This is a genomic window from Xanthomonas sp. 10-10, assembly GCF_040182365.1.
GTDB classification, from domain to species: Bacteria; Pseudomonadota; Gammaproteobacteria; order Xanthomonadales; family Xanthomonadaceae; genus Xanthomonas; species Xanthomonas arboricola_F.
Genome location: NZ_CP144460.1, coordinates 3,503,346 through 3,529,826, shown reverse-complemented (window position 1 = coordinate 3,529,826; position 26,481 = coordinate 3,503,346). Strand labels below are relative to the sequence as shown.

The 26,481-nt window shown below is 66.0% G+C and carries 24 protein-coding genes; 7 read left to right on the top strand and 17 right to left on the bottom strand.

Features of this window, described 5'->3' with window-relative positions; translation table 11 throughout:
• Positions 1 to 540: 540 nt before the first annotated feature.
• Entirely contained in the window at positions 541 to 1,938 is a 1,398-nt protein-coding gene (locus VZ068_RS14900) for a trypsin-like peptidase domain-containing protein (protein WP_349655727.1), read from the bottom strand.
• Positions 1,939 to 2,392: 454 nt separating this feature from the next.
• Positions 2,393 to 3,775, bottom strand: coding sequence for an APC family permease (locus VZ068_RS14895; RefSeq protein ID WP_349655726.1), 1,383 nt, complete (start codon positions 3,773 to 3,775; stop codon positions 2,393 to 2,395).
• Between the two features lie 187 nt (positions 3,776 to 3,962).
• Between VZ068_RS14895 and VZ068_RS14890 the strand changes: the two genes are divergently transcribed.
• The 6 genes from VZ068_RS14890 to cydB all read left to right on the top strand — a co-directional run bounded on the left by VZ068_RS14890 (position 3,963) and on the right by cydB (position 12,720).
• Positions 3,963 to 4,727: a LuxR family transcriptional regulator gene (locus VZ068_RS14890; RefSeq protein WP_349655725.1), complete on the top strand. Its 765-nt coding sequence runs from the start codon at positions 3,963 to 3,965 to the stop codon at positions 4,725 to 4,727.
• A 407-nt stretch (positions 4,728 to 5,134) separates the two neighbouring features.
• Positions 5,135 to 6,076, top strand: coding sequence for a proline iminopeptidase-family hydrolase (locus VZ068_RS14885; protein ID WP_349655724.1), 942 nt, complete (start codon positions 5,135 to 5,137; stop codon positions 6,074 to 6,076).
• Positions 6,077 to 6,985: 909 nt separating this feature from the next.
• A complete protein-coding gene (locus tag VZ068_RS14880; protein WP_046964463.1) occupies positions 6,986 to 8,047 on the top strand; it encodes a pectate lyase in 1,062 nt (353 codons plus the stop codon).
• A 534-nt stretch (positions 8,048 to 8,581) separates the two neighbouring features.
• On the top strand, positions 8,582 to 9,961 hold the full coding sequence (locus VZ068_RS14875; protein WP_259161434.1) for an amino acid permease: 1,380 nt from the start codon (positions 8,582 to 8,584) through the stop codon (positions 9,959 to 9,961).
• A 345-nt stretch (positions 9,962 to 10,306) separates the two neighbouring features.
• Entirely contained in the window at positions 10,307 to 11,704 is a 1,398-nt protein-coding gene (locus VZ068_RS14870; protein ID WP_349655723.1) for a cytochrome ubiquinol oxidase subunit I, read from the top strand.
• A complete protein-coding gene (cydB, locus tag VZ068_RS14865; RefSeq protein WP_349655722.1) occupies positions 11,704 to 12,720 on the top strand; it encodes a cytochrome d ubiquinol oxidase subunit II in 1,017 nt (338 codons plus the stop codon). The genes VZ068_RS14870 and cydB overlap by 1 nt, the downstream gene beginning before the upstream one ends.
• 164 nt (positions 12,721 to 12,884) lie before the next feature.
• Here the strand turns inward: cydB and VZ068_RS14860 are convergent, their stop codons facing one another.
• The 15 genes from VZ068_RS14860 to VZ068_RS14790 form a co-directional block, all read right to left on the bottom strand.
• Entirely contained in the window at positions 12,885 to 13,724 is an 840-nt protein-coding gene (locus VZ068_RS14860) for a prolyl oligopeptidase family serine peptidase (RefSeq protein ID WP_349655721.1), read from the bottom strand.
• Between the two features lie 108 nt (positions 13,725 to 13,832).
• Positions 13,833 to 15,194, bottom strand: coding sequence for a magnesium transporter (gene mgtE / locus VZ068_RS14855; protein WP_005993208.1), 1,362 nt, complete (start codon positions 15,192 to 15,194; stop codon positions 13,833 to 13,835).
• 278 nt (positions 15,195 to 15,472) lie between these two features.
• The gene (ptsP, locus tag VZ068_RS14850) at positions 15,473 to 17,203 is read right to left on the bottom strand and encodes a phosphoenolpyruvate--protein phosphotransferase (protein ID WP_259161421.1); all 1,731 of its coding nucleotides are present in this window, start codon (positions 17,201 to 17,203) and stop codon (positions 15,473 to 15,475) included.
• A 58-nt stretch (positions 17,204 to 17,261) separates the two neighbouring features.
• Positions 17,262 to 17,531 (bottom strand): HPr family phosphocarrier protein, encoded by a 270-nt coding sequence (locus VZ068_RS14845; protein ID WP_039409292.1) that lies wholly within the window; start codon positions 17,529 to 17,531, stop codon positions 17,262 to 17,264.
• Positions 17,524 to 17,916: a PTS IIA component gene (locus tag VZ068_RS14840; protein WP_005993214.1), complete on the bottom strand. Its 393-nt coding sequence runs from the start codon at positions 17,914 to 17,916 to the stop codon at positions 17,524 to 17,526. The genes VZ068_RS14845 and VZ068_RS14840 overlap by 8 nt, the downstream gene beginning before the upstream one ends.
• A 481-nt stretch (positions 17,917 to 18,397) precedes the next feature.
• Positions 18,398 to 19,270, bottom strand: coding sequence for an RNase adapter RapZ (gene rapZ, locus VZ068_RS14835; RefSeq protein ID WP_046964468.1), 873 nt, complete (start codon positions 19,268 to 19,270; stop codon positions 18,398 to 18,400).
• The gene (gene hprK, locus VZ068_RS14830) at positions 19,267 to 20,217 is read right to left on the bottom strand and encodes an HPr(Ser) kinase/phosphatase (protein ID WP_016904610.1); all 951 of its coding nucleotides are present in this window, start codon (positions 20,215 to 20,217) and stop codon (positions 19,267 to 19,269) included. Before hprK ends, rapZ begins: the two co-directional genes overlap by 4 nt.
• A complete protein-coding gene (locus VZ068_RS14825) occupies positions 20,214 to 20,672 on the bottom strand; it encodes a PTS sugar transporter subunit IIA (protein WP_259161417.1) in 459 nt (152 codons plus the stop codon). The genes hprK and VZ068_RS14825 overlap by 4 nt, the downstream gene beginning before the upstream one ends.
• Positions 20,673 to 20,693: 21 nt before the next feature.
• Positions 20,694 to 21,011, bottom strand: a complete 318-nt coding sequence (gene raiA, locus VZ068_RS14820; protein WP_006451270.1) for a ribosome-associated translation inhibitor RaiA — start codon at positions 21,009 to 21,011, stop codon at positions 20,694 to 20,696.
• Positions 21,012 to 21,098: 87 nt separating this feature from the next.
• Positions 21,099 to 22,496, bottom strand: a complete 1,398-nt coding sequence (locus VZ068_RS14815) for an RNA polymerase factor sigma-54 (RefSeq protein ID WP_349655720.1) — start codon at positions 22,494 to 22,496, stop codon at positions 21,099 to 21,101.
• Positions 22,497 to 22,578: 82 nt separating this feature from the next.
• Positions 22,579 to 23,298 (bottom strand): LPS export ABC transporter ATP-binding protein, encoded by a 720-nt coding sequence (gene lptB, locus VZ068_RS14810; protein WP_259151870.1) that lies wholly within the window; start codon positions 23,296 to 23,298, stop codon positions 22,579 to 22,581.
• Positions 23,298 to 23,870: a lipopolysaccharide transport periplasmic protein LptA gene (gene lptA, locus VZ068_RS14805; protein ID WP_349655719.1), complete on the bottom strand. Its 573-nt coding sequence runs from the start codon at positions 23,868 to 23,870 to the stop codon at positions 23,298 to 23,300. Before lptA ends, lptB begins: the two co-directional genes overlap by 1 nt.
• A complete protein-coding gene (gene lptC / locus VZ068_RS14800) occupies positions 23,848 to 24,423 on the bottom strand; it encodes an LPS export ABC transporter periplasmic protein LptC (RefSeq protein WP_349655718.1) in 576 nt (191 codons plus the stop codon). Before lptC ends, lptA begins: the two co-directional genes overlap by 23 nt.
• Positions 24,420 to 24,968: an HAD family hydrolase gene (locus VZ068_RS14795; protein WP_349655717.1), complete on the bottom strand. Its 549-nt coding sequence runs from the start codon at positions 24,966 to 24,968 to the stop codon at positions 24,420 to 24,422. The genes lptC and VZ068_RS14795 overlap by 4 nt, the downstream gene beginning before the upstream one ends.
• A gap of 47 nt (positions 24,969 to 25,015) precedes the next feature.
• Entirely contained in the window at positions 25,016 to 26,017 is a 1,002-nt protein-coding gene (locus tag VZ068_RS14790; protein ID WP_349655716.1) for a KpsF/GutQ family sugar-phosphate isomerase, read from the bottom strand.
• Between the two features lie 53 nt (positions 26,018 to 26,070).
• Between VZ068_RS14790 and VZ068_RS14785 the strand changes: the two genes are divergently transcribed.
• Positions 26,071 to 26,298, top strand: a complete 228-nt coding sequence (locus tag VZ068_RS14785) for a BolA family protein (protein ID WP_349655715.1) — start codon at positions 26,071 to 26,073, stop codon at positions 26,296 to 26,298.
• The last annotated feature ends 183 nt before the right edge of the window (positions 26,299 to 26,481 follow it).

The following is a 26,481-nucleotide window of genomic DNA, read 5'->3' as shown; positions in this document are numbered from 1 at the left end:
TCGCTTGAACGTCCTTAGGACTTGGCGGGGCATGGCAGCACATGGCAGCGCAGCAGCGTCGGCAGGCAGCCATCAGAGCGTGCGCTTACCTGGCACGCGAGGCTGCACCTGGTGGCGTTTGGAGCGGCTAGCACGACGTAGCGAGCAGCCGTCAGGTGGGTACGGCGCGGAAGCTGTCGGTCATCACCGCCAGCCCGGCGGCTACCGGTGACCATCGCTGGCATACGTTCTGGGTGTATTGGTTGATGCGCTTTCGGGGTGCTCGCGCGATACAAGCCAACCGCGCCTTGCCGGGTCTGCCGAACTGGATTCTGTATACGCATCGCAGCGGCAACAGCAACCCGACCATGCGATTGAGCGATGCCAGCAAGAGACAGTTGTAGAACGCCCCAGCGCGGGAACGCGTCACCGCGTTGCCGTCATTGCGCCAGGCAGGACGCTGCGCATGTCGATCATGCAGGTGGCGATGCGCAGCCTCGCGCCGCCCGACGTGGCAGGCGCTCCAACGCCTGCCACGCTTGCTCGGCAATGCCTGGACGCTTACTGCCCGAAGAACGTCGAGATCGACGAATACACGTCGGAGAAGCGCGAGTAATAGTCCGGATCGGTCTGCGCCGTGCAGAACGAGTAGCCGCCGTACAGGCCGCCGCGCAGCTGATACGCACCGCCACTGGCGATGGTGAACAACCCCGAGCCGGACGAGCCGCCTTCGGTGACGCCGTCGTTCCAGACCACGCGATACAACGGGCTCTTGCCGTCGATGGAGGTATTCAACGCGTTCACCGTACCCAGCGAGTACTTCTTGACGTCACCCGACGGGTGGTGGATGCCCACGATCGAGGTGCTGGCGGATGCGATCGCCGCGCTGTTCCATGCGGCATAGAACGCGCCGCTCGGCGGTGCGGTCTTCAGTTCCAGCAGCGCGGTGTCGCGCGTGGTGTTGGCATGGCGCAGGAACGCACCGCCGGTGAGCGTTGTGGCCTGCGAACTGGCGGTGTTGCCGTTGCAACTGGCCGCGTCGTAGAACCAGTAGGTCTGCAAGGTATTGGCTACCGTCTGGGTGCTGATGCAGTGCGCCGCGGTCCAGAACAGATTGCGCTTGGGCGTGTTGGTGTTGTTGAGCAGGGTTCCCGTGCACAGGAATGACCCCTGGCTGGTGGTGAACACCATGCGCGCCACGGCCTTTGCCGCACTGGTGAAGCCGGCGGTGGGATTGGCGCGGCACACGATGTCGTTCTGGCAGGAATCGCTTTCGCCGATGGCGATGGTCATCATGTCACGCGGGCTGGCGGTGGGGCTGATATCCAGATGCGACAGTTGCGGAACGCTGAGGCTGAAGTTCTCCGGGTACAGGCCTGCCGGCAGCGACAGTTCGACCAGCAGGTTTTCGCCGCTCACCGTCGGCGACCAGCCGATCGCATCGCCGGTGCCGACGAAGCTGGCGCCGGATTGTTCGAACACGCGGCCGTCGTCGCCGGCAAAACGCAGTGTCACCTTTGCCGGGTCGCCAGGTTTTGCGCCGGCGCCACGCAGCACCAATGCCGCACGCAACGATGCCGCCTGCGCCGAGCCCAGCTTCAAGGTGGCAACGCGCGAGCCGTCGCCAGCCATTTGCCAATCGAGTTTGGCCAGGTTGACCAACGGCTGTGCGAGCGCGCGCGAAAAGCCGATCTGCAGCGGCTGCCCATGCTTGACCTGCGCAATGCGGCGCTCACGCACGGCGCCGAGTTCCTTGCTGCTCGGGGCAGCCAGTTGCGCCACGCGCGTTGGCATGATGCCGCCGCGCAGGCTGGCCGACTGCAACGTCGCCGCGCCGAGCTTGGCGGCCTGCGGCGCACTACTCACCGGTGCGGCATCCATTTCGGTGGGCGGCGCAGCCAGCGCAGCGCCGGACACAGCAGAGAGCAGCGCGAGGTACAACGCATTCTTGCGATTCATGGGTAGTCCTTCTCGTCAGGGAACGGCAGGCTGCGGCGGGGGCCACAACCCGCGGCGCCATCGTTGGCGCCGAACGAGACTAGCGAATGTTTACAACTGAATATGTGCTGAAAATCTCGTTCAGAGATTGACGGTCAGAGAAAATACAATCGCTTTCGCACACATCGATGCGTTGCGCCGCATGCGCGATGGACGCGGCAATACCGCACGGGTGCCTGCCTGTCACGCAAGCACGCTTGCGTGCATGTCGCTAGTCGAGCGGCACGTTAGGACCACTGGCAACGCGACGACGCAGGTCGATGAACGAGACGCGGGTGGTCATGCAGCACTGCATGCCGCGTTCGAGCGGGCGCTTGATGGTTGCAGGCACCGTGCATGGTGCGGCGCGCACGCGGTGCGCGCGCAGGCTGGCGACCACCTGCCCGCGCATGCGCTTAACGCTGTGCGTATCGCGCTATTCCAGTGCGTCGCTGGCGCGGAATTCGGTCGAGCGGCCACTGAGTTTGAGGAACCCCAACACTCCCAATCCCACCACCATCCATGCGCTGCCGCCCAGCTGCGCGTGCCGGTCGGCGTTGATCAATACATAGGCCAGGATCACGATGCCGATCAGCGGCACCACGCCATGCAATACGATCCGGCCCTGGTTACGGAAGTGCCAGAGCACTGCGATATGCAACAGCACGAATGCCGTCAACGCACCGACGTTGCACAGCGACGACAGCAGCGCGATCTGCCCGACGAACACCTCCCCCAGCACCATGCTCAACGCGGCAACCAGCACGATGGCGCGCTGCGGCACGCCGGTGCGCGGATGGATGTAGCGCAGGAACGCCGGCAGCTGGCGGTCGCGCGCCATGGCGAACAACAGCCGCGAGGTTGCCGCCTGCGCCACCAGTGAATTGGCGATTGCCGCACTGATCGCCACCGTCAGCGCAATGACGATCTGCAGCCAGGGCCCGGCGATCAGCCGGCCGATCTCGAAGAACGCATCGTTGGATGCCTGCGCGCTTGGGTAACGCTGCAGAGCCGGCTGCAGCAAGGCGGCCAGCCAGGTCTGCAGCACGAACAGGCCCGCCACCAGCACCAAGGCCAGCAAGGTGGCACGGCCAACTACGCGATTGCCACCACGCGCTTCTTCCGACAGCGTGGAGATCGCATCGAAGCCCAGAAACGACACCACCGCCACCGACAACGCGCTGAAGATCAGCTGCGGCGAGAACGCCTGCGGGTTGTAGAACGGGCGCAGGTTCCAGTGCGCGCCGTTGACGCCGCGCTGGATGGCCAGCGTCGCCAGCATCACGAACACCGCCAACACCACCAGCTGCGCAAACAGGAAAAACCGATTCGCCCGCGCCGTCGTTTCGATGCCGCGCAGATTGACCACGGTATTGAGCACCACGAAGAACGCGATCCATGCCGGCTGCGGCACCGCCGGCAACACGTTGTGCATGGCGTTGGCGCCAACCACGTAGAGCAGGGTGGGCACCAGCAGGTAATCGAGCAGGATCGCCCAGCCGGCAAGAAAACCCATGCCGCTGCTCAAGCCACGGCCGACGTACGCGTACACCGAGCCAGCCACCGGGAACGCCTGCGACATCTGCTGGTAGCTCAGGGCGGTGAACAGCATCGCCACGAAGCCGACCAGATACGTCAATGGCACCATGCCCGCACTGATGTCGAACACCCCACCGAAGATCGAAAACGGCGCGGTCGGCACCATGAACACCAGGCCGTAGATCAGCAGATCCTTCAGCGTGAGCTGGCGCTTGAGTTCCTGCGCGTAGCCAAAGCGTTCCAGCGCGGCCGCATCGTCGCGGCGTGGTGTCTCGGTCATGCAGGTATCCGCTGTGGGGAAGGAACGTCCAGCGCAGGTGCGCGGTCCGGGGGAGCCGATGCTGCGCTGCAGCTGTGTGACCGGCATTGTGACGATAATGTGGCCGACAAGCCCATCCATTGGTAAAAGTGCTAGGTTTTCCGTGCTGGATGTCATCCAGCGGCGTCAACCGCGACGAAGGACCCCCATGTTCGACACTTTGGCCAGCCTGGGCCGCGATCTGCAGGCACTGCACACGCTCGATGCCTGCCTGGACAGGGTGTTCGGCGACGTCTGCACGCTCGGCTTCCAGTCGCTGGTATACGACTACGCGCCGGTGCCGCTGAGCATGGAGGGCGCGCTGATCACCCCCAGCGTGTTCATGCAGCGCAATGCGCCCGGGGATATGCAGCATGTCTGGTGCGAGCACGGCTACTACCAACATGACCCCGTTCAGCAGCGCGCCACGCGACGCACCACGCCCTTCATCTGGTCGTACCGCACCGACGGCAACCATCCGGGGGTGGAATATGTAGGCGCGCAGCACCGCCAGGTGACGCGCTATCTCTGCGACAGCGGAATGGGTACCGGTGTCACCGTGCCGCTGCATCTGCCCGGTGGCGCGTTTGCCACGTTCAGCGGCGCGGTCGATGCGGTTGCCGCCGAGGCGCCGCGCCTGGCCGAAGCACAGCTTTCTCCTTTTTTGCTGCTGGCGCATGCGTTCCAGGCGCGTGCGCAGGAGCTGCTGGACCCGCAGGAGCGGCGCTGTCACCACATCGCGCTGACCCGGCGCGAGCGCGAATGCCTGCAGTATTCGGCCAAGGGGCTGACCGCCAAGAGCATCGCTGCCGCGCTCAATCGGTCCACCGCCACGGTCAACCTGCATCTGAATTCGGCCGCACGCAAACTGGGCGCGCGCAATCGCGTGGAGGCGGTAGTGCGCGGTATGCATTATCGACTGCTGGAACCATGAGCGGATTGCGGTCGCCGTCTGCGGCATTGACGTCACACGGCGCGTCGATGCGCGGTGATCGGCGCTTCCAATGGCCAGCGCCGCGTTACGCAGGCCCGGATGGTGCTGCTGGAGGGTGGGCAGGGCCTACGCGCTGCAGTGCAGCGATGGCCTTGAGAGAAGGCCCTTCCGTTGCAGGCCGCGGCAGGTGCAGTGAGGCAGCTGATAGTCGCCGACCCTGAACACCGGGTTTGCGATTGGTCTGCACAATCACCTGTGCTGTCAGGCGTTGATCCGCCGCCTGTCTGACGCATAAGCGATGAATGCGGAGGCCTGCAAACCGCTGCAAACCTGTGAGATTTGCCAGTTAACCCAGGCGCGGCTGCCCGCTAGTCTCGGCGCTCATCATTGCCGAGCAGGCGCAGGTCATGCAGTCCACCGAGGGGTACGTCCAATTCCGCGGCTATCGCACCTGGTACCGGATCAGCGGCGACCTGCGCAGCGATGCCTGCCCGCTGGTGGTGGTGCACGGGGGGCCGGGTTGCACGCATGACTATGTCGACAGCTTCAAGGATCTGGCCGGCAACGGCCGTGCGGTGATTCATTACGATCAACTGGGCAATGGCCGCTCCACCCATCTTCCCAACGCGGGTGCCGCGTTCTGGACGGTCGGGCTGTTTCTGGACGAATTGCAGGCGCTGATCGAGCACTTGGGCCTGGCGCAGTACGCCCTGCTGGGCCAGTCGTGGGGCGGAATGCTGGCGGCCGAACATGCGGTGCGTCGGCCAAGCGGGTTGCGTGCGCTGGTCATCGCCAATTCGCCGGCGTCGATGGGCTTGTGGCGTGCCGCAGCGCTGCGCCTGCGCGCCGGCCTGCCCGAGCAGGTACAGGCCGCGCTGGAAGAACACGAGGCGGCCGGTACGCTGGATCATCCGGCCTATCGCGCGGCCAGCGACGTGTTCTACGCGCAGCATGTGTGCCGGCTGGTTCCGTGGCCTGACGAGGTGGTGCGTACCTTCGCCGCCATCGATGCCGACCCGACGGTGTATCACGCCATGAACGGGCCGACCGAATTCCACGTGGTGGGCAGCCTGCGCAACTGGAGCATCATCGAGCGGCTGCACCGCATCATGGCGCCCACGCTGGTGCTGTCGGGCAAGTACGACGAAGCCACGCCGGAAACCGTTGAGCCCTACGCGCGTCTGATTCCCGATGCGCGCTGGCATGTGTTCGCCAACTCCAGCCATATGCCGCACGTGGAAGAACGCGCTGCCTGCATGCGTCTGGTCGGCGATTTTCTCGATGACCATACGCCCTGGCCGGGCGGCGAGCTGGCGCATGCGTCGGGGTTGGTCGATCGCGCCTTGTGAGGCGCGGCCCCGGTTGGAGGCGCTGATCTGTTGCGTTGCGGTCTGGTGGTCGTCGCGCTGGTTCGTGGTGACCCTCGGAACCACGCGCATTGCCGGCGAGTGTGCCTTGAAGGCGTAGTGCGCCGTGCAGGCAGCCCGTGGCCCGGGAGCGCCGCAGCAGCACCGCTCGGCCATGTGTTGATCGCGTGAATCGATGATGTGCGATTGCGCTGCTCGATCGATACGCTGCCGGCAGCATTAGTCCAGGTCCAACCGGGTTGCGCGCCCGCGGTGTCATGCTGGCGCCCGCGATCCACGCACTGCTGGCCGCGCTTCTCGCGCTGGCTGAGTCAGCCTGGTATCGCCGGACGCCCTGGCTGATCCGATGCTGTGCGGCCTGCGTAGTCGTGTCGTCGGTATTCGCCGCAGCGAGCCGTGTCGGCGGCAATCGTGCGTCACTTCAGCGCTGCACCTGCAGGAGAGATGCGTCGATGCTGCATGGACGTCTCTCTCTGCCGCACTGCACAGCAGGGATGTGGCGCCGTGCCGCTACCGCCTTGCTGCGGTGTGCGATGTGCGGTGTCGCACTGCAACACCGGTTCGTATCAACGCGTCGATTCAACGCAACCGCATCGTCGTCAGTGCCTGACGCCGCGATTGCCGTGCATAGCCTACGCATCGCCATCAACTGGACGTTGTCAATCACGTATGCACGGCATGCGCAGCGGTGTCCTGTCCTGCGTGTCTCTTGCTGTCTCTTTTGCATGTCCTGCAAAGAGAACACCGTGGTGCGTCAAACTTTCAAAGATGGATAATTGTTTTATGTTTTAAATCGCGCGAAGAATGCGGCCCCCACGCACTGCTTTGCCGACGTCGTTGCCATCACGCAGACGTCGCGCATTGCCTATCGTCTTCTTTGGGAGAGGCTGCATGACCAGCAAGATGCTCCAGGGCGCACTCGCGCTCGCACTGTCCGCCTGCGCTGCAAGCGCCATCGCCGGCCCGGTCGGGTACGGCGCCGCCACCACCGGCGGCGGCAACAAGACCCCCGTCAACGTGGCCACCTTCGAAGCGATGCAGGCTGCCATCGACAGTTATTCCGGCAGTGGCGGACTGGTGCTCAACTACACCGGCAAGTTCGACTTCGGCACCATCAAGGACGTCTGCGCGCAGTGGAAGCTGCCGGCCAAGACCGTGCAGATCAAGAACAAGAGCGATGTCACCATCAGGGGGGCGAACGGCTCGGCGGCGAACTTCGGTGTGCGCGTGGTGGGCAACGCGCATAACGTGATCATCCAGAACATGACCATCGGCTTGCTGCAAGGCGGCGAAGATGCCGATTCGATTTCGCTGGAAGGCAATTCCAGTGGCGAACCGTCCAAGATCTGGGTCGACCACAACACCGTGTTCGCCTCATTGACCAAGTGCTCCGGCGCCGGCGATGCCTCGTTCGATGGTGGCATCGACATGAAGAAGGGCGTGCACCACGTCACCGTGTCCTACAACTACGTGTACAACTACCAGAAGGTCGCGCTCAACGGCTACAGCGACAGCGACACCAAGAACTCGGCCGCCCGTACCACCTATCACCACAACCGCTTCGAAAACGTGGATTCGCGCGTGCCGTTGCAGCGGCGCGGGCTGAGCCATATCTACAACAACTACTTCAACAACGTCAGCACCTCGGGCATCAATGTGCGCATGGGCGGCGTGGCCAAGATCGAGTCCAATTACTTCGAGAACATCAAGAACCCGGTGACCTCGCGCGACAGCAGCGAGATCGGCTACTGGGACCTGATCAACAACTACGTGGGCAGCGGCATCACCTGGGGTACGCCGGATGGCAGCAAGCCCTACGCCAATGCCACCAACTGGGTCAGCTCCAAGGTGTTCCCGGAATCGCTGGGCTACATCTATACCGTCACGCCGGCCGCGCAGGTCAAGGCCAAGGTGATCGCCACCGCAGGGGCAGGCAAGAATCTGGCCGAGTAAGCGTCCGCGCAGTATTGCATCCACAGATCCCCGGCAATGCCGGGGATTTTTTATGTGCAGCGAGGTCGCCGGCCACGTCTTTTACGCATGTCTGACCTGGCGGTGCTCCGCAGCGACGTGCCGTCTGGACGAAGAAGGGATGATGACGGCCGCGTCGCGCCGCCTGCTTGGCCCGGATGGCGTGCGGACATTTCTGCGGCTCGTGATAGTGCGCGATGGGCAGGCCGCGCTCGATGCAAGCACATCCCGGGCCAGGGCGCCACGTTGCAGCGCCGTCTGCAGGCCGACCAGCGCGCGGTGCTGGCTTGGCAGGGCCAACACCGCCGTCGGCGCTGCTGCTGCGGTGAGTGTGCACTGCAGCATGGCGCGCGCTCGTCGTGCACCGGCACGGTCTTGGGCCATTGCCTCGGAGCGGAGGGCTCGCTGCCGACGGCAGGGCCATACCTTCAGCCTGGCGCAGGCGTCTTCGTCAAGAGGCGCGGCGGGCGTCATGACGCGGTATCGTGTCGCGTTACCACCTTCCCGATTCCGTCCATGTCGCTTCCGACCGATCCTGTTGCTGAGACCGCTGCGCCTGCCTTGCGCCATGCCTTGAAACCGCGGCAGTTGATGATGATGGGCCTGGGCACGGCAATCGGCGCCGGGTTGTTTCTGGGCTCGGGGGTGGGCATCCATGCGGCCGGCCCGGCGGTGTTGGTGTCCTACCTGATTGCCGGCGCGCTGGTGATCATCGTGATGAACGCGCTCGGCGAGATGGCTGCGGCCAAGCCCGCCAGCGGCGCGTTCTCGGTGTACGCGGCCGATGCGATGGGGCCGACCGCCGGCGCAACCGTCGGCTGGCTGTGGTGGCTGCAGATCGTGGTGGTGATCGCCGCCGAGGCGGTGGGCGCGGCGAGCCTGTTGGCGACGGTGTGGCCGGCGTTGCCGGTGCCGATGCTGGCGTCGATCTTCATGGCCACCTTCACCGTGATCAACCTGCTGGGCGTGCGCAATTTCGGCGAGTTCGAATTCTGGTTCGCCATCCTCAAGGTGGTCGCCATCGTGATCTTCCTGTTGATCGGCTGCGCGTTGCTGGCCGGTTTGCTGCCGGGCGTGGTATCGCCGGGGCTGTCCAATTTCACCCAGCACGGCGGGTTCGCGCCCAAGGGCCTGGCCGGCGTGGGCACCGCGTTGCTGGTGGTGGTGTTCGCGTTTGGCGGCACCGAGATCGTGGCGGTGGCGGCGGCCGAAACCGCCGATCCCGGGCGCAGCCTGGCGCGCACCATCCGCACCGTGGCCTGGCGCATCCTGGTGTTCTATATCGGCTCGATCAGCGTCATCGTGGCGGTGGTGCCGTGGACCAGCGCCGCGCTGAGTTCGCCGTTCGCGGCGGTGCTGGACGTGGCGCGGATTCCCGGCGCGGCCACCGGTATCACGCTGGTGGCAGTGGTGGCGTTGTTGTCGGCGCTCAACGCCAATCTTTACGGTGCCTCGCGCATGATCTTCTCGTTGGCCCAGCGCGGTGAGGCGCCGCGCTGGCTGAGCAACACCAGCCGCCAGCAAGTGCCGCTGGTGGCGGTGATCGCCAGCGTACTGTTCGGTTTTGCCGCAGCGGTGCTGGAATTGCTGTACCCGGGCAAGGTGCTGCCGATGCTGCTCAATATCGTGGGTGCCACCTGCCTGCTGGTGTGGACCATCTCGCTGCTGTCGCAGTTGATCCTGCGCGCGCGCGCCGACCGTGCCGGTATCGCCTTGCCGTTCCGCATGCGTGGGTATCCGGTGTTGACGCTGCTGGCGTTGGCGATCCTGGCGGTGATCTTCGCGCTGCTGGCGTCTTCTGCCGACACCCGCGCGCAATTCCTGTCGATGGTGGGGCTCACGGCCGGCATCGCGCTGATCAGCGAGCTGGCGCGGCGGATGCGTCACCGGCAGTAAGCGACCGCAGCGCTACGCAGGAGTGCGCTTGCGCGCGACAGCGCATCGCCGGTAGAGCTCATCGCGCGCAGGCGCGCTGCTACGCACGCTGGGCGCCTGATTGCCTGGCGCGGCCGGAAGACTATGTAGGTGTCGCAGGCTGGAAAGTGGCATCGGGCGGTAGCGCAAGCGCGACTTTTTGCCGCAGATGCGACGCCGTGTCGCATCGGGAACGGACGCGAGCGTCACTACCATTGCGGTGTGGCGCGACAGCGTTGCGGTAATGCTCCCCGACGGCGCAAATCGTCGGGGCTCGCTCGCCGCTTCGCTGGCGTAGCTGCCTTCCTCTTTCCTGGAGCACTCTCCATGGACGCCCTGCTGCTGTCGCGTCTCCAGTTCGGATTCGTCATCGCCTTCCACGTGCTGTTTCCAGCCTTCACCATCGGGCTGTCCAGCCTGTTGGCCTTCCTGGAATGGCGTTGGTTGCGAACGCGCCTGCCGGTCTGGCGCGAGCTGTATTTCTTCTGGCAGAAGATCTTCGCCGTGTCGTTCGGCATGGGCGTGGTCAGCGGCATCGTGATGGCCTTCCAGTTCGGCGCCAACTGGCCGGAGCTGAGCCGCATTGCGGGCGGGGTGATCGGGCCGCTGCTGAGCTACGAAGTGCTCACCGCCTTCTTTCTCGAAGCCAGTTTCCTGGGCGTGATGATGTTCGGCTGGGGGCGCATTTCCGAGCGCCTGCACTTCTTTGCCACTTGCATGGTGGCGCTGGGCACGCTGTTTTCCACGTTCTGGATCCTCTCCTCCAACAGCTGGCTGCAGACGCCGGCCGGCTATGAGGTGGTCGACGGCATCGTGCACCCGGTCGACTGGTTGAAGATCATCTTCAATCCTTCATTCCCGTATCGGCTCGCGCACATGGCGCTGGGCTCGTTCATCACCACCTGTTTCGCGGTGGGTGCGGTGGGCGCGTGGTATCTGCATCGGGGCGTGCACCGCGAGGCTGGCCTGCGCATGCTCAAGCTGGCGGTGGTGTTTGCGGCCATCACCGTGCCGCTGCAGATCTTCGTCGGCGACATGCATGGCTTGAATACGCTCAAGCATCAGCCGATGAAGATCGCGGCGATGGAAGCGCACTGGCACGCCGAAGAACCGGGCAAGGGATTTCCGCTGGTGGTGTTTGCGGTGCCCAATGCGCAGGCCGAGCGCAACGATTACGAGGTGGCGATTCCGCGCCTGGGCAGCCTGATTCTGACCCACAGCCTGGACGGCAACATCGCGCCGCTGACCTCGGTGCCAGCGGCCGACCGCCCGCCGGTGACGCCGGTGTTCTTCGCCTTCCGCATCATGGTGGGGATCGGCTCGCTGATGCTGCTGGTGGCCTGGGTGTCGGCGTTCGCATTGTGGCGCGGCACGCTGGTGCAGTGGCGCTGGTTGCTGGCCACCTGGCGCTGGATGCTGCCGAGTGGCTTCATTGCGCTGATTTCGGGCTGGTTCGTTACCGAAATGGGCCGCCAGCCGTATGTGGTCTACGGGCTGCTGCGCACTGCCGACGCCGTGGGCCCGCAGTCGGCGCTGATGACCGCCATCTCGTTGTCGGTGTACGTGGCCGGCTATGCGTTCGTGTTCGGCTGGGGCATCTGGTACCTGGTCAAGATCGGCAAGATCGGGCCGACGCCGCACGATGCGCCGCAGCTGGACCACGGCGAACACACACCCGCACGGCCGCTGTCTGCAGCCGACGAAACGATCGATGGAGCTGCGTGATGGACATGACGACCTTCCTGCCCGTGGCCTGGTTCGCAGTGATCGGCTTCGGGGTGCTGATGTACGTGGTGCTGGACGGCTTTGTGCTCGGCATCGGCATCCTGGCGCCGTTTCGCAGCGACGAGGCGCAGCTGGACCTGATGATGAACACCGCCGCGCCGATCTGGGACGGCAACGAAACCTGGCTGGTGCTGGGCGGGGCAGGGTTGTTGGCGGCGTTTCCCAAGGCGTACGCGGTGATCCTGTCGGCGCTGTACCTGCCGGTATTGCTGATGGTGATGGCGCTGGTGTTCCGCGGCGTGGCGTTCGAGTTCCGCTTCAAGGCGCAGCGTTCGCGGCGGTTATGGAGCAATGCGTTTGCTGCCGGCTCGATCCTGGCCACCTTCGCGCAGGGGGTGATCCTGGGCGCGCTGGTGCAGGGCCTGCCGATCGAGAACGACCGCTATGTCGGCGGCATCTGGGGCTGGTTCAGCCCGTTCGCGATGCTGACCGGCGCGGCCTTGGTGTTCGGTTATGCGCTGCTCGGCAGCACCTGGTTGATCCTCAAGACCGAAGGCCATGTGCACGCGCTTGCGCGTCAGTTGAGCCGGCCATTGACCCTCAGCGTACTGGTCTTCATCGGCCTGGTCAGCGCGTGGCTGCCATCGCTGCAATCGCATGTGATGGATCGCTGGTTCAACGACGCCCATTACCTGTGGCTGATGCCGGTGCCGGTGCTGGTTGCCGTAACGGGCTATGCGCTATGGCGCGCGACCGCGCCGGGGCGAGCGGACACGGCGCCGTTCCTGCTGGCGATGGGCCTGTTCGTCCTCGGGTTCCTGGGCCTGGTGCTGGGCATGTGGCCGTATCTGGTGCCGCCGGTGTACACCATCTGGCAGGCGGCCGCGCCGCCGTCCTCGCAGCTGTTCGCGCTGGTGGGGTTGGTGATGTTGTTGCCGCTGATCCTGGGCTACACGGTATGGTCGTACCGGGTGTTCCGCGGCAAGATCACCGCCGAGACCGGCTATCACCATTGATGGCAGCGGTTGTCGCGTCGCGTGCTGCGCCGGTCGAACCCAGCGGCAGGCGCAGCGTGCGATGACCCCGGACAAGTGCCGGCATGATCACGGCCGGGCTTCGCCTTCGCTGCGGCGCCCCCCACGCGGCCGAGCGCGCGGGGGGCGCGCCCACCGCAATACGCTCAGCGCAGGCGCTGCTTGAACATCCACTCCCACATCGCCGGGTCCGCATAGGTCACGTCCCAGACGTTGTGGTTGCCTTCGGGATACTCGCTGTAGCGCAGGTTGGCGCCCACGCCCTTTGCGGCGCGGTACAGCGCGCGATCGTCGTGCGGTGGAACGGAGGTGTCCTGGGCGCCATGAAACGTCCAGATCGGCACCTGCTTGAGCTGGGTGACCGCTGCCGTGTACGGGTCGGCTTCCTTGGCGACCAGGCTGACATACAGCGTGCGGCGCTCGTCGCGTGGCGCCTTGAGCGCGCCGCAGACCGGCACGATCGCGGCAAATCGCTGCGGCTGCATCAGCCCGATTTCCCACGCGCCATAGCCGCCCATCGAAATGCCGGTAAGGTAGGTGCGTTGCGGGTCGGCGGCGAACTCGGCGCTGGCCGCATCCAGCGCGGCGATCGCCATGCGTGCATTGACGCCCAGCCATTCCTCGTCGTCGGGCACCTGCGGCAATACCACCAACGCCGGGAAGTCGGCGGTGTGTTCGCTCAGGTAGGGGCCGACGCCGACCTCGGCCTGATCGCGCCCGTTGTCGCCGCGCTCGCCCGAGCCGTGCAGGAACAGCACGATCGGCCGTGGCTGCGGCGTCTTGGCAGCCGGCACGAACACCTGGTAGCGGTATAGCCGGCCCTCCAGCTGCAGGGTGCGGGCGACGAAGTGGCCGCGCCGCCCTTCGTGCTGGCGCTCAGCCATGCTGGAACAACCGGCAAGCACCAGCGCAAGAATTCCAAGCAAGACGCAACGAACGATCACGCAGCACTCCCCATCGATCACCAGGCTGCAGTATCGCCGCATGCAGGTGCGCTGGCACGTCGCGGTGCGGCGGGAGATGTGGATGCGTCATGCGGCCCTTCATTCCTGGTGGCGCATGCACTGCACGTGCATGCGGCCGGGCGCACGCGCTCACGGCATCAGGATCAATGTGGCCAGGCCCAGGAAGCTCAAAAAGCCCATCACGTCGGTCAGCGTGGTCAGGATCACGCCGCCGGCCAGGGCCGGGTCGAAGCCCAGCCGTTTGAGCGTCACCGGCACCAGGACGCCGCCGAAGGCAGCAGTGAGCATGTTCAAGGTCAGCGCAGTGCCGATCACCAGCGACAGCATCGGCTGGCCAAACCAGGCCAGTACGATCAGCCCAAGCCCCACGCCCAGACACAGCCCGTTGATCAGCGCCACGGTGAGCTCCTTCTTGAGCAGGGTCATCACGTTGGACGAGCCGATCTGCCCCAGCGCCAGGCCGCGCACCATCAGCGCCAGCACCTGGGTGCCGGCGTTGCCGCCCATGCCGGCCACGATCGGCATCAATGCCGCCAGCGCCACCAGTTTTTCGATGGTGCCTTCGAAACGGCTGACCACGCTGGAGGCCAGAAACGCGGTGCACAGGTTGATGCCCAGCCAGATCAGGCGGCGACGGAACGCGCGCCGCGCCGGGCTGAACATGTCCTCGTCCTCGTCCAGGCCGGCTGCGCTCATGGCCTGGTGTTCGGCTTGTTCGCGGATGATGTCGACCACGTCGTCGATGGTGATGCGGCCGAGCAGGATGTTGTTGTCGTCCACCACCGGCGCGGAGATCCAGTCGTGGTCGGAGAAGCGCCGCGCGACTTCGTCGGAGCCATCGCCCACATCGATCGCCGGTTGCTCGTCGTCGATCAGGCGGTTGACCGGTGTACTGTCTTCATGGGTGACCAGCGCGGCCAGCGATACCCGGCCCAGATACTGGTGGCGACGGCTCACCACATACAGGTGATCGGTGTGGTCGGGCAGCTCGCCGCGCAGGCGCAGATAGCGCAGCACCACATCGACGTTGACATCGGCGCGCACCGTCACCACGTCCGGGTTCATCAGGCGGCCGGCGGTGTCTTCCGGATACGACAGCACCTGCTCGAGGCGCTCGCGGTTCTCGCGGTCCATCGACTTGAGCACTTCGTCGATGACGGTGTCGGGCAGGTCTTCGACCAGGTTGGCCAGATCGTCGATGTCCAGATCTTCGACCGCGGCGACGATCTCGTCGGTGTCCATGTCGGCCAACAGGCTTTCGCGCACTTCATCGCCGACATGCAGCAGCACTTCGCCGTCGTCTTCCGGGTCGACCAGGCCCCACACCACTTCGCGCTTGCCGGGCGGCAGCGATTCGAGCAAGTTGCCGATCTCCGCTGGCGCCAGCGTGTTGACCAGCCGGCGTACCGGCCCTAAGCGTCCGCTATCCAGCGCGTCGGACAGCAATCGCAGCTGGCGCGCAGTCTTGTCGTGGCGGACGGCTTCGGCCATGCGCGGCTCCCCGGAAGAGTGGACGCGCCGTCAGTGGAAGACGCGGTGCTGGATCAGCACCGCATTATCGCTTGCGCATGGTGACGAAACATACAGCGGCGTGACCAGGCGCATGCGGATTGCCGAAGCGATGCCGGATGCGCCTTGCATCAGTGAGCCGATTGCGCGGGAGCTTGCCGCATCGGACGAACGACATGCAGCGTGTGCAAGCTGCCATGCGTGGCCGACTCTGCGTGTCGCCGTACGCGTTGCATCCTGGCGATCAGTCGCCTATGGCGCTAACGCAACACGGCCTGCGCATTGCAGGCCAGCCACTTCTCGATGCCCTTGCGGTCGCGGGCACGCAGCAGTTTTTCGCCCTGCACGCGCAACTCGGCCAGATGGATGTCGCGGACCGCGCGGCGCACCTCCAGCAAGGTGGCCGGATGCAGGCTGAATTCGGTCAGCCCCAACGCCAGCAGCATCGGCACGAAGCGCGGGTCGCCGGCAATCTCGCCGCACACTGCCACCGGCTTGGCATAGGCGCGCCCGGTGGCGATCACCTGCGCAATCAGCCGCAACACCGCCGGATGCAATGGCGAATACAACTCGCCCAGCGCCTCGTTGTTGCGGTCCACCGCCAGCAGGTACTGCACCAGATCGTTGGTGCCGATCGACAGGAAGTCGATGTCGTCGATAAAGCAATCCAGCGCCAGCGCCGCAGCAGGCACTTCGATCATCGCGCCCAGCGGAATGTGCTCGGCAATCTCGTGGCCTTCGTCGCGCAGCTGCGCAGTGAGCTTTTTCAGCTGTTTGCGCAGCAACAGGATTTCTTCGCGGCCGCTGACCATCGGCACCAGGATGCGCACCGGCCCATAGCCGGATGCGCGAAGGATCGCGCGCAACTGCGCCTGCGCCACCGCAGGCCGCGCCAGCGACAGCCGCACGCCGCGCAACCCCAGCGCCGGGTTGTCTTCGTCGCTCAAGGTCAGGCCGGTGCGGTCGGCCTTGTCGGCGCCAAGATCCAGCGTGCGGATGGTGACCGGGCGGCCGCTCATGCCCAGCACGGTGGCGCGGTAGGTGTGGAACTGTTCGTCTTCGTCCGGCAGCTCGTTGCGCTGCAGGAACAGGAATTCGGTGCGATACAGCCCCAGACCGCTGGCGCCCAGCGCATGCGCACGCGCCACGTCTTCCAGCGACTCGGCATTGGCCAGCAGGGTGATATCGACGTTGTCGCGGGTGCGGGTGGGCTTGGAGCGCAGTCGCCCGAGTTCGCGCTGTTCCTTGGCCAGCGCACGCAGGCGCTCGCGGTAGTCGCGCAGATGCTCGGGCGTGGGATCGACGATGACCTGGCCGGAACCGGCATCGACGATCAACACATCGCCATCGTCGATCCGCTGCACCGCATCGCTGACCCCGACCACCAGTGGCAGATGCAGGCTGCGCGCCAGGATCGCGCTGTGCGACAGCGCGCTGCCGGCGGTGGTGACGATGCCGACCACACCTTGCGCCTGCAACTGCGCCAGCTCGGACGGCGCCACGTTGTCGCAGACCAGGATTTCGCCAGCCACGCCCTTGAGGTCGGGTGCACGCTTGTGCAAGAACGCATGGATGCGGCCGATCACGTGATCCAGATCGTCCATGCGGCTCTTGAGATAGGCGTCTTCCATGCCATCGAACACTGCCGCCAGCCGGTCGCGCTGCACGCGCAGGGCATAGTCGGCGCTGTAGCGGTGGGTGCGGATCAACTCGTCCAGGCCTTGCAACAGCTCCGGGTCGTCGAGCAGCAGCGCATGCAGTTCGAGGAACTCGCCGACCTCGCGCGCCAGCGCGCCATGCAGGCGGTCGCGCAGCTGCTGCATCTCGGTGCGTGCCGCCTCGATCGCCACGTGCAGGCGCTGCAGCTGCGTTTCCACCTGGTTGGCGGGCACGCGCTGTTCGGCCACTTCCAGCGTATGGCTCTGGCGCACGCGCGCGCGTCCGAGCGCATTGCCGCGCGAGGCGCCATGTCCGCGCAGGCGCAGACTCATGCGCGTGCCTGGCGCAGCGGCGCCGTGTCGGTCGCGCTGGCACCGACGCCCCGCATGCTCAGCTGTCCTCGTCGAAACGACGCTCGAACAACTCCACCAACGCCTGCAAGGCCTGCGCTTCGTCTTCGCCATCCAGCCGTACCACCACGCTGGTGCCTTGACCTGCGGCCAGCAACATCACGCCCATGATGCTCTTGGCATTCACCTCGCGGCCCTTGGCCGCCAGCGTGGCGTTGCTGCGATAGGACGACAACGTCTGCACCAGCTTGGCGGTCGCCCGCGCATGCAGTCCGAGTCGGTTGGACACAATGAGTTCGCGTTCAAGCATCGTCGATGATCGCTCCGTTGCGGGTACCGGCCGCCGCGGTGGCGGGCAGCTCCTGCAAACCTTGTTCGGGATAATTCATCACCCGCAGCAGCATCGGCAGGCTCAGCGCGGACACCCGACGGACCGGCGTGCCGAGCTTGGCCAACCGGCTGGCGAGATTGCTGGGGCTTGCGCCATACAGGTCGGTCATGACCAGCACGCCGTCGCCGCTGTCGACCCGGCGCATCGCCGCCGAGGCCTGGGGCAACAATGCGTCCAGGTCTGCATCGAACGGCACATCGAATGCTTCGGTCTTCAACGGCAAATGCCGCAACAGCCCCGTCGCCACGTTCAACAACGCTGCGCCGATGCCGGGATGAGTAATGAGGAGAATGCCACAGGCCATGCCGAAACGTTAACAGGTCGGCATGACCGCGCGATAGCGTTTGCCTGCACCGATGCGTTGCGAACTGAATAGCCGTTTAGGACCGCGGCAATCGGGCGTATGCGCGGCGCGCAGCAGGCGCGGTGTAGCGGATATGACGCATGATCCGTGACGCGCATCAGGTCGCTGCCGGACGCAGCGCAAGCGAGCGCTGCAGTTTGCACCCCGCAGCCGCATACACGTCCAGATGCAGTGGAGGTCTGCGGACGTTTAAAGGCGCATCCGCGTGTCGAAGCGGTGCAGCCTGCGATGCCACGTCAAGCCAAGGAAGCCGCAACAAAGCGCGCCAGATACATCGAGTCCCGCGATCAACCCCGGCCAAGCCCAGGCAATGCGCACCCCGGCAAACGCACCCGTACACATCAGCCAAGCCACACGTTGCAGCACGCAGGACCCCGCCGTTACGAATCCCCAATCCCGAATCCCAAATCCCAGCCCCAACTCAATCCTGCTCGCGATGAAACGTCGCCACTTCCGGCCAGCCCTGTTCGCGCGCATGTCTCGCCATGCGTTCGGCCATGTAGACCGAGCGATGCTTGCCGCCGGTGCAGCCGAAGGCGATGGTCACGTAGCTGCGGGTGTCGTTGCGGAGCCGCGGCAGCCAGGTGTCGAGCAGATCCACGATCTGCGCACTGTAGCGCTGCACGTCCGCCTGGTTGTCCAGATAGTCGCGCACACCGGCATCGCGGCCGGTCAGCGGGCGTAGCTCCGGGTCCCAGTGCGGGTTGGGCAGCACGCGCGCATCGAACACGAAATCGGCCTCCGCCGGGACGCCGCGCTTGTAGGCGAAGGATTCGAACAGCAGCGACAGCCGGTCGTTGGAGCCGAGCGCGAATTCGGTGACCACCCGGCGACGCAACTGGTGCACGTTGAGTGTGCTGGTGTCGATGATGGCATCGGCCTGCGCGCGCAGCGGCTCGGTCAACTGGCGCTCGCGGGTGATCGCCTCAGGCAAGGCCAGGCCCAGATGACTCAGCGGATGACGGCGGCGGGTATCGGCATAGCGTTTGATCAGCGCTTCATCGCTGGCTTCGAAAAACAGCAGCCGCGCTTCGATGCCGTATTCCTGCGCCGCCAGGCGCCATTGCGCCAGCTGGGTCAGGTCGCTGCGGCTGCGCACGTCGATGCCTACCGCCAGGCGTTGGTCGCCGATCGGGTTGCCACGCAGGCGGCTCTTGACGAAGTCCGGCAGCAGCTCCACCGGCAGATTGTCCGAACAGTAGTAATCCAGGTCCTCGAAGGTCTTCAGCGCAACCGATTTGCCCGAGCCGGACAGCCCGCTCACGATCATCAGCGTGGAGGGCGCGGTACTCATGGCGTGCGTCGCTCCAGCAGGTTGCTGTGGCGGGCGATGAACATCGCCGCCGGGTCGATGCCCTTGGTGCGCAGGATATGCAGCCGGGTGGCTGCCTCGGTCAGCACCGCGAGGTTGCGGCCGGGCATCACCGGCAGGGTGATCAGCGGCACGTCCAGATCCAGCACGTGCCGGCTGCCGGAATCGCCGGTCAGGCGTTCGTAGCCGGACGGGGTGGGCTCGGTCATCGGGCGGGTCAGGTGGACGATCAGGCGCAGGTACTTGTTCTTCTTCACCGCGGTGTCGCCGAACATGTCGCGCACGTTCAATACGCCCAGGCCGCGCACTTCCAGCAGGTCCTGCAGCAGTTCCGGGCAGGTGCCGTCGAGCACGTCGGGGGCGATCTGGGTGAACTCAGGCGCGTCGTCGGCCACCAGCCGGTGACCGCGGCTGAGCAGTTCCAGCGCCAGCTCGCTCTTGCCCGAACCGGCCTCGCCGGTGATCAGCACGCCGATCGAATAGATCTCCATGAACACGCCATGCAGCGTGACCCGCGGCGCCAGCGTGCGCGCCAGGTGGTAGGAGAGATGGTTGAGCAACTCGTGGCCGCGCTTGGGCGAGATCCACAGCGGGGTATTGGATTCGTCGGCGGCCGCGCGCAGGTCTTCCGGGCAGGACTGGTTCTTGCTGATCGCCAGCGCCAGCGGCTGCACCTGGATGATCTTCTCGATGGTTTCCCAGCGCTGGCGCGCGTCCAGCGAATCCAGCCAGGCCAGCTCTTCGGTACCCAGGATCTGTACCTTGTTGGGATAGATCACATTGAGATAGCCGGCCAGCGACGGGCGGCGTGCGTTGTTGCTTCCGGCCTCGATCTCGCGGTGCTCGCCCTTCTGCCCGGCGACCCAGCGCAGCGCCAGCTTGTCGCGCTGCTGGTCGAACAGTTCGCGTGCGGTGATGCTGGTATTCATGCGGCGCTGGCCTGTGGTGGCGGGGCGTCGGTGAGCAGCGCCATCAGGGCGTCCGCATCGGGGGCGGCGCGCAACTGCTGACGAAACTGCGCATCGGAAAACCGTTCGGCCAGCTCCGACAGCAGCATCAGATGCTGGTGGGTGTAGTGCGCAGGCACCGCCATCGCGAAGATCAGGTCCACCGGCTCATCGCCACCGAAGGCCACCGGCGCATCCAGTCGCAGCAAGGCGCCACGTGGCTCGGTGAGATTGGGGCAGCGGCCATGCGGAATGGCGATGCCGTGGCCGATGGCGGTGCTGCCCAGGGCCTCGCGTTCGCACAGGTTGGCGTAGAGCTCGTCGGCGCCGGCCTGACGGCAGGACAGCAGGGCGGCGGCGGTATGCAGGACGGTGTCGCGATCGGCGGCCGGCGACACCACAGTGCGCACGGCCGCCATCAGATCGGTTAAGGGCATGAGGGCATCAAGCGGGAAGCGTCATGCGAGATTGTCGCGCACCTCGCGTGCATGGTGGTTACATTTCTTTTCCTTGTGCTTGAGCACCAGGCGGTCGAGCTTGTCGACCAGCAGGTCGATGGCCGCATACATGGTGGAGCCGCTGGCGTCTGCGTGCAGGGTGCGACCGGGAAGGTTGACGGTGGCGACCACGTGATGGTCTGGCTTGCGGACGGCCAGCTGGGTTCGGACTTCACAGTGCTGGTCGAAATGGCGCTGCAGTCGCTGCAGCTTGCTTGCCACGTACTCCCGCAGGGCGGGGGTCACTTCAAGCTGGTGGCCATACGTCTCGATGCGCATCGGATACCTCCATTGGTCGGTGGGCCAATGAACCGTTCCGGTGATCCGACAAACCCGGCACAGGCCGGCGTTGCGGTGGTTGCAACGTCAGGCGATGCGTACGCGTTCGTGGGAGGCGGAAATGTTCATGGCCTCACGATACTTCGCAACGGTGCGCCGCGCCACTGGTACGCCGGAAGTTTTCAGCAGATCCGCCAACTTGGCGTCCGACAAGGGTTTACGGGGGTTTTCTGCATCGATCAGGCGCCGGATCATGGCCTGGATGGCGGTGCTGGAGGCCTCGCCGCCGCTATCGGTGTCGATGCCGGAGGCGAAAAACGAGCGCAGCGCGATGGTGCCGCGCGGGGTGCGTACGTATTTGCGGGCGATCGCGCGGGAGATGGTGGATTCGTGCAGGCCGAGCTCGCCGGCGATCTCGCGCAGGGTCAGCGGGCGCAAGGCCTGCGCACCGAATTCCAGAAACCCGGCCTGGTGCTGCAACAGGCAGCGCACCACCCGCAGCAGGGTCTCGCCGCGCGCCTCCAGGCTCTTGAGCAGCCAGCGCGCCTCCTGCAGCTGGCCGCGCAGGTAGCCGGCGTCGGATTCGCCGCAGCTGCGGATCAGGTTCTCGTAGCCGCGGTGGATGGTGACCTTGGGCTGGGCACGACCGGCCAGCGAGGCCCGCCATACGCCACGCTGGCGCCAGATCACGCAGTCGGGCACCACATAGGTGTCCTGCGACAGGTCGCCGATCTGCTTGCCCGGGCGCGGGTCCAGCGAGCGCACCAGTTGCACGGCCTGTTCGACATCGGCGGCGGAGCGCTTGAGTTCGTGCGCCAGGCCGGCCACGCCGCTGCGCGGCAGGCGCTCCAGCGGGCCGGCGACGATCTGCAGCGCCAGCTCGCGTCCTGGCGTGGCAGGGTCGAGCACGGCCAGCTGCAAGGCCAGGCACTCGCCCAGGGTGCGCGCACCCACGCCGACCGGGTCGAAGCGCTGGATCTGGTGCAGCACGGTGAGTACTTCGGCCTCGTCAACCGCCGCGCCGAGCGCCAGCGTTTCGAGGATGGCCGACAGCGGTTCGCGCAGGTAGCCGTCTTCGTCCAGCGCATCGATCAACAGCGCGCCGATCTGGCGGTCGCGTGGCGACAGCGGCGACAGGTGCAGCTGCCACAGCAGGTGATCGGCCAGTGTTTCCGATTCGGCCACGCGCTCGGCGGCATCGCCGGACTCGTCGTCGTCGAAGCTGCCGCCGCTGCCCGAGCCGGTCCACTGCAACTCGTCCTGCGACCAGTCGTCGTCGCGCTCGGCCGGGGCCGGTTCCTCGCGCTGGGGTTCCTCGCTGGACGAGGACGGCGAGGATTCCACCGCTGTGTCGCCGGCCGCATGCGCGGCCTCGTCGGCCCATTCCAGCAGCGGGTTGGTCTCCACCGCTTCGGCGATTTCCAGTTCCAGCTCGGTCGTGGACATCTGCAATAGCTTGATCGCCTGACGCAATTGCGGCGTCATGACCAGCTGCTGTCCTAGCGATGTCTGAAGCCGGGCTTTCATGCGGGCACTGACTGGAAGAATCGATGGCGCGGCGACGCGCTCAAAGGCGGAAAGTTTCCCCCAGATACACGCGACGGACGTCGGGATTGGCTAGCAGCGCGTCCGGTGCCCCCTGCGCCAGCACGCCCCCCTCGGCGAGGATATACGCGCGGTCGCAGATTCCCAAGGTCTCGCGCACGTTGTGATCGGTGATGAGCACGCCGATGCCGCGTTCCTTGAGGTGAATGATGATGCGCTGGATCTCGCCGACCGAAATCGGATCGACGCCAGCGAAGGGTTCGTCGAGCAGCATCATGCGCGGCTTGGCCGCCAGCGCGCGCGCGATCTCGCAGCGGCGCCGCTCGCCACCGGAGAGGCTGGCGCCGAGCTGGTCGGCCACATGGGTGATCTGCAGTTCTTCGAGCAGCGACACCAGTTCCTTCTCGCGGCCAGCGTTGTCCAGTTCCTCGCGCAGTTCCAGCACCAGACGGATGTTGTCGGCCACGCTGAGCTTGCGGAAGATCGACGGCTCCTGCGGCAGATATCCCACGCCGAGCTTGGCGCGGGCGTACATCGGCTCGGCGGTGAGGTCGCGGCCGTCCAGTTCGATACGCCCGGCATCGGCTTCGACCAGACCGACGATCATGTAGAAGCAGGTCGTCTTGCCGGCGCCGTTGGGGCCGAGCAGGCCGACCACTTCGCCGGCCTCGAGCGTGAGGCCGAATTCCTTGACTACTTCGCGTTGCTTGTATTTCTTGCGCAGACCGGTGGCGACCAGCATTACTTGTTCCCCTGCGGCTTGGTGGCCGGCTTGGCTGCAGGCTTGGCGGCCGGTGCCGGCGCAGGCGTTGCCGCGGCAGGGGCGGCGTTCTTGGGCTGGATGATGGTGCGCACGCGGCTGCCGTCGCCGCCGCTCTGCATGTTGCCGGTCTTGGTGTTGTAGACCATGCGCTGGCCGGCGTTGGTGCCCTTGGGCGAGTCGACCTTGTAGTTGCCGGTCAGGATGATGATCTCGTCGGCCACCTTGTATTCGATGTTGTCGGCCTGGCCGTTCATCATCGCGCCGTCGTCCATCTGCTGCTTGAGCGTGGCCTGCTTGCCGGTGAGCACCACGCGGTCGGTCTGGCCGTTCTTCTGGAAGATGTCGGCGGTATCGGCGTGGATTTCCAGCGTGCCCTGGGTGATGACCACATTGCCGCTGAAGCGGCACTTGCCGCTGTCGTCGAGCATGTTGCAGTCGTTGGCATTGGAGTCGATCGCCATCGGCTGATTGCGGTCGCTGGTCTTGGCCATCGCCATGACAGGCAACAGCAGCGCGGCAAACGCCAGTTTAGCGGGCAGCATTCGGTTCATAGCGGGTCTTGACCTGAGAGAGGAGCTTGTACTGGCGCGATTTGAGATCGGCTTCGAAGCCGACCCCGCTTTGCATGATACCCGGCCGGCTCATGGTTACCGGAGCAGCGGTCTTGGCGAGGTTCTGCTGCGGAAACACGTCCAGGCTCTGGGTACGGAACGTGGTCGGTGGGGTCGCGCCGCCGGTGGGGCTGTCGCCTTCGACATCGCCGCGCAGGCGCAGTTCGTCGCCCTTGGGGCTGACCCAGCCGGTCTTGGCGCGCAACGTCCAGGGCTGGTTGGCGTTGTCGGGCAGCAGGAACACCGGCGTGGTGATGTCGGAGGTCTGGTCGGCGCGGTTGCGGTGCATCTCCGGCGCGCGCAGCGTCATCGATTCCTTGCCGGTCTGCTTGTCCAGTGCGATCAGTTCGAAGTCGCGCAGCACGTAGTCGGCCTTCGACTCATCCACCACGGCCGCGACCGGGCGTGCGCGCTGCTGCCACGCCGACCAGCCGGAGACGACGGCGGCGGCAAACAGCACCACGCCCAGGGTGGTGCGCCAGTTCCAGCTCATGCGGAGAACCTTTCGATGATGCCCTCGACCTGGCCCTGCGCGGCCAGCACCACATCGCAGACCTCGCGCGCAGCGCCTTCGCCGCCACGGGCCTGGGTGTGCCACTGCACGCGCTCGGCGATCCAGGGATGCGCGTTGGCCGGCGCGACCGGCAGGCCGACCGCCAGCAGCGCCGGCAGATCGGGCAGGTCGTCGCCCATGAACAGCACCTGGTCCAGCGACAGGCCGTGCTCCTGGCACAAGGCCAGCACGGCCAGGCGCTTGTTCTTGACCCCGATCTGCACGTGCAGGCCCAGATCCTGGCCGCGCTTTTCCGCCGACAGGCTGGCGCGCGCGGTGATCAGCGCGACATGGATGCCGGCGTGTTCGAGCTGCTTGAGGCCCTGGCCGTCGAGCACGTTGAACGCCTTGCTCTCATTGCCGGCATGGTCGTAGTACAGGCGGCCGTCGGTCAGGGTGCCGTCGACGTCGAAGCAGGCCAGGCGGATACGCGCGGCGCGTTCGATCAGCTCGGCGGGGAGGTGCAGCAGGGGAGAGTAGGGCATCGGCACGAATCGGTGAGAACGGGGTTCCGCAGTGAAAACTGAACCTGTTAAACCACCTTAGCGCGCAACAGGTCGTGAATGTTCAGGGCGCCGACCGCGCGCTGCTGCGCGTCCACCACGATCAGGCCATTGATCTTGTAGTCCTCCATCAGCCGCGCGGCCTCGGCGGCCAGCTGGTCGGCGCCGATGGTGCGCGGGTTGCGCGTCATCACCTCGGCGATGCCGGCGCTGCGCACGTCGATATCGCTGTCCAGTGCACGGCGCAGGTCGCCATCGGTGAACAGGCCGATCAGGCGGCCGTCGTCGTCGACCACCGCGGTCATGCCCAGCCGCTTGCGGCTCATTTCCATCAGCGCCTGGCTCAGGCTGGCGTCGGCGCGCACGCTGGGCAGGTCATCGCCGCCGTGCATGACGTCGGTGATGTGCAGCAGCAGGCGGCGGCCCAGGCTGCCGGCCGGGTGCGAGCGGGCGAAGTCGTCGGCGGTGAAGCCGCGCGCGTCCAGCAGCGCCACCGCCAGGGCGTCGCCCATCGCCAGCGAGGCGGTGGTGCTGGAGGTCGGCGCCAGATGCAACGGGCAGGCCTCGGCGGTGACGCTCACATCCAGATGCACGTCGGCGGCCTGGGCCAGCGACGAGCTCGGGCGCCCGGTCATGGCGATGATCGGGTTGCCCTGGCGCTTGAGCACCGGCAGCAGCATGCGCACTTCATCCGATTCGCCCGAATACGACAGCGCCAGCACGATGTCGGCCTCGGTGATCATGCCCAGGTCGCCATGGCCGGCCTCGCCGGGGTGCACGAAGAACGCCGGCGTGCCGGTGGAGGCCAGGGTGGCGGCGATCTTGCGCGCGATGTGGCCGGATTTGCCCATTCCGGTGGCCACCACCCGCCCACGGGAGGCCAGCACCAGCCGGCAGGCCGCGGCAAACGCGCTGCCGATGCGCGCGCCCACACTCGCCAAGGCTTCACGCTCGATCTCCAGCACGCGCTGGCCGCTGGCGACCAGGCTGGCGTCGCTGACGGTGGCGGTGGGCAGGTGCGAGACGGCCATACGGGACTCGGGTGAAGAGTAGAATGTGCGCTCATTTTATGAGGAAACACCCTGTGGACGCCGAAACCATCCGTAAACTCATCGAAACCGGCTTGCCCGAAGCCCGCGTCGACGTGCACGGCGACGACGGCGTGCACTTCGAGGCGACCGTGGTCAGCCCGGCCTTTGCCGGCAAGGCCCCGCTAGCGCGGCACCGCATGGTTTACGCCACCCTGGGCGATCTGATGGGCGGGGCGATCCACGCGCTGCAGCTGAAGACCCTGACGCCCGAGGAAGGCTGAGCGCAATCGCCGCGCTCGCCATCAGGCGGGCTGGGTCGGCGCGGCGCGCGGAGCAGGGTCGGTCAGCAGTAGGCACCTCATCGCCTCGACTGGCGTCGTCCACGCTCACGCAGTGACTTTGTCCAGCGCGTCCCTGGCCGTACCCGGCGCCGCTCGATCCCCCGGTTCCAACGCGCGCCCCGT

Bases quoted from the DNA above. Each gene is read 5' to 3' on its own strand.
- VZ068_RS14860 (WP_349655721.1), bottom strand. From the start codon at position 13,724: ATGCGGCGATACTGCAGCCTGGTGATCGATGGGGAGTGCTGCGTGATC.
- VZ068_RS14885 (WP_349655724.1), top strand. From the start codon at position 5,135: ATGCAGTCCACCGAGGGGTACGTCCAATTCCGCGGCTATCGCACCTGG.
- raiA (WP_006451270.1), bottom strand. From the start codon at position 21,011: ATGCGCATCGAGACGTATGGCCACCAGCTTGAAGTGACCCCCGCCCTG.
- VZ068_RS14895 (WP_349655726.1), bottom strand. From the start codon at position 3,775: ATGACCGAGACACCACGCCGCGACGATGCGGCCGCGCTGGAACGCTTT.
- VZ068_RS14825 (WP_259161417.1), bottom strand. From the start codon at position 20,672: ATGCCCTTAACCGATCTGATGGCGGCCGTGCGCACTGTGGTGTCGCCG.
- hprK (WP_016904610.1), bottom strand. From the start codon at position 20,217: ATGAATACCAGCATCACCGCACGCGAACTGTTCGACCAGCAGCGCGAC.
- VZ068_RS14880 (WP_046964463.1), top strand. From the start codon at position 6,986: ATGACCAGCAAGATGCTCCAGGGCGCACTCGCGCTCGCACTGTCCGCC.
- VZ068_RS14900 (WP_349655727.1), bottom strand. From the start codon at position 1,938: ATGAATCGCAAGAATGCGTTGTACCTCGCGCTGCTCTCTGCTGTGTCC.
- VZ068_RS14795 (WP_349655717.1), bottom strand. From the start codon at position 24,968: ATGCCCTACTCTCCCCTGCTGCACCTCCCCGCCGAGCTGATCGAACGC.
- VZ068_RS14815 (WP_349655720.1), bottom strand. From the start codon at position 22,496: ATGACGCCGCAATTGCGTCAGGCGATCAAGCTATTGCAGATGTCCACG.
- mgtE (WP_005993208.1), bottom strand. From the start codon at position 15,194: ATGGCCGAAGCCGTCCGCCACGACAAGACTGCGCGCCAGCTGCGATTG.
- rapZ (WP_046964468.1), bottom strand. From the start codon at position 19,270: ATGAGTACCGCGCCCTCCACGCTGATGATCGTGAGCGGGCTGTCCGGC.
- VZ068_RS14790 (WP_349655716.1), bottom strand. From the start codon at position 26,017: ATGGCCGTCTCGCACCTGCCCACCGCCACCGTCAGCGACGCCAGCCTG.
- cydB (WP_349655722.1), top strand. From the start codon at position 11,704: ATGGACATGACGACCTTCCTGCCCGTGGCCTGGTTCGCAGTGATCGGC.
- VZ068_RS14890 (WP_349655725.1), top strand. From the start codon at position 3,963: ATGTTCGACACTTTGGCCAGCCTGGGCCGCGATCTGCAGGCACTGCAC.
- lptA (WP_349655719.1), bottom strand. From the start codon at position 23,870: ATGAACCGAATGCTGCCCGCTAAACTGGCGTTTGCCGCGCTGCTGTTG.
- VZ068_RS14840 (WP_005993214.1), bottom strand. From the start codon at position 17,916: ATGGCCTGTGGCATTCTCCTCATTACTCATCCCGGCATCGGCGCAGCG.
- ptsP (WP_259161421.1), bottom strand. From the start codon at position 17,203: ATGAGTCTGCGCCTGCGCGGACATGGCGCCTCGCGCGGCAATGCGCTC.
- lptC (WP_349655718.1), bottom strand. From the start codon at position 24,423: ATGAGCTGGAACTGGCGCACCACCCTGGGCGTGGTGCTGTTTGCCGCC.
- lptB (WP_259151870.1), bottom strand. From the start codon at position 23,298: ATGCTGGTCGCCACCGGTCTGCGCAAGAAATACAAGCAACGCGAAGTA.
- VZ068_RS14870 (WP_349655723.1), top strand. From the start codon at position 10,307: ATGGACGCCCTGCTGCTGTCGCGTCTCCAGTTCGGATTCGTCATCGCC.
- VZ068_RS14845 (WP_039409292.1), bottom strand. From the start codon at position 17,531: ATGCTTGAACGCGAACTCATTGTGTCCAACCGACTCGGACTGCATGCG.
- VZ068_RS14875 (WP_259161434.1), top strand. From the start codon at position 8,582: ATGTCGCTTCCGACCGATCCTGTTGCTGAGACCGCTGCGCCTGCCTTG.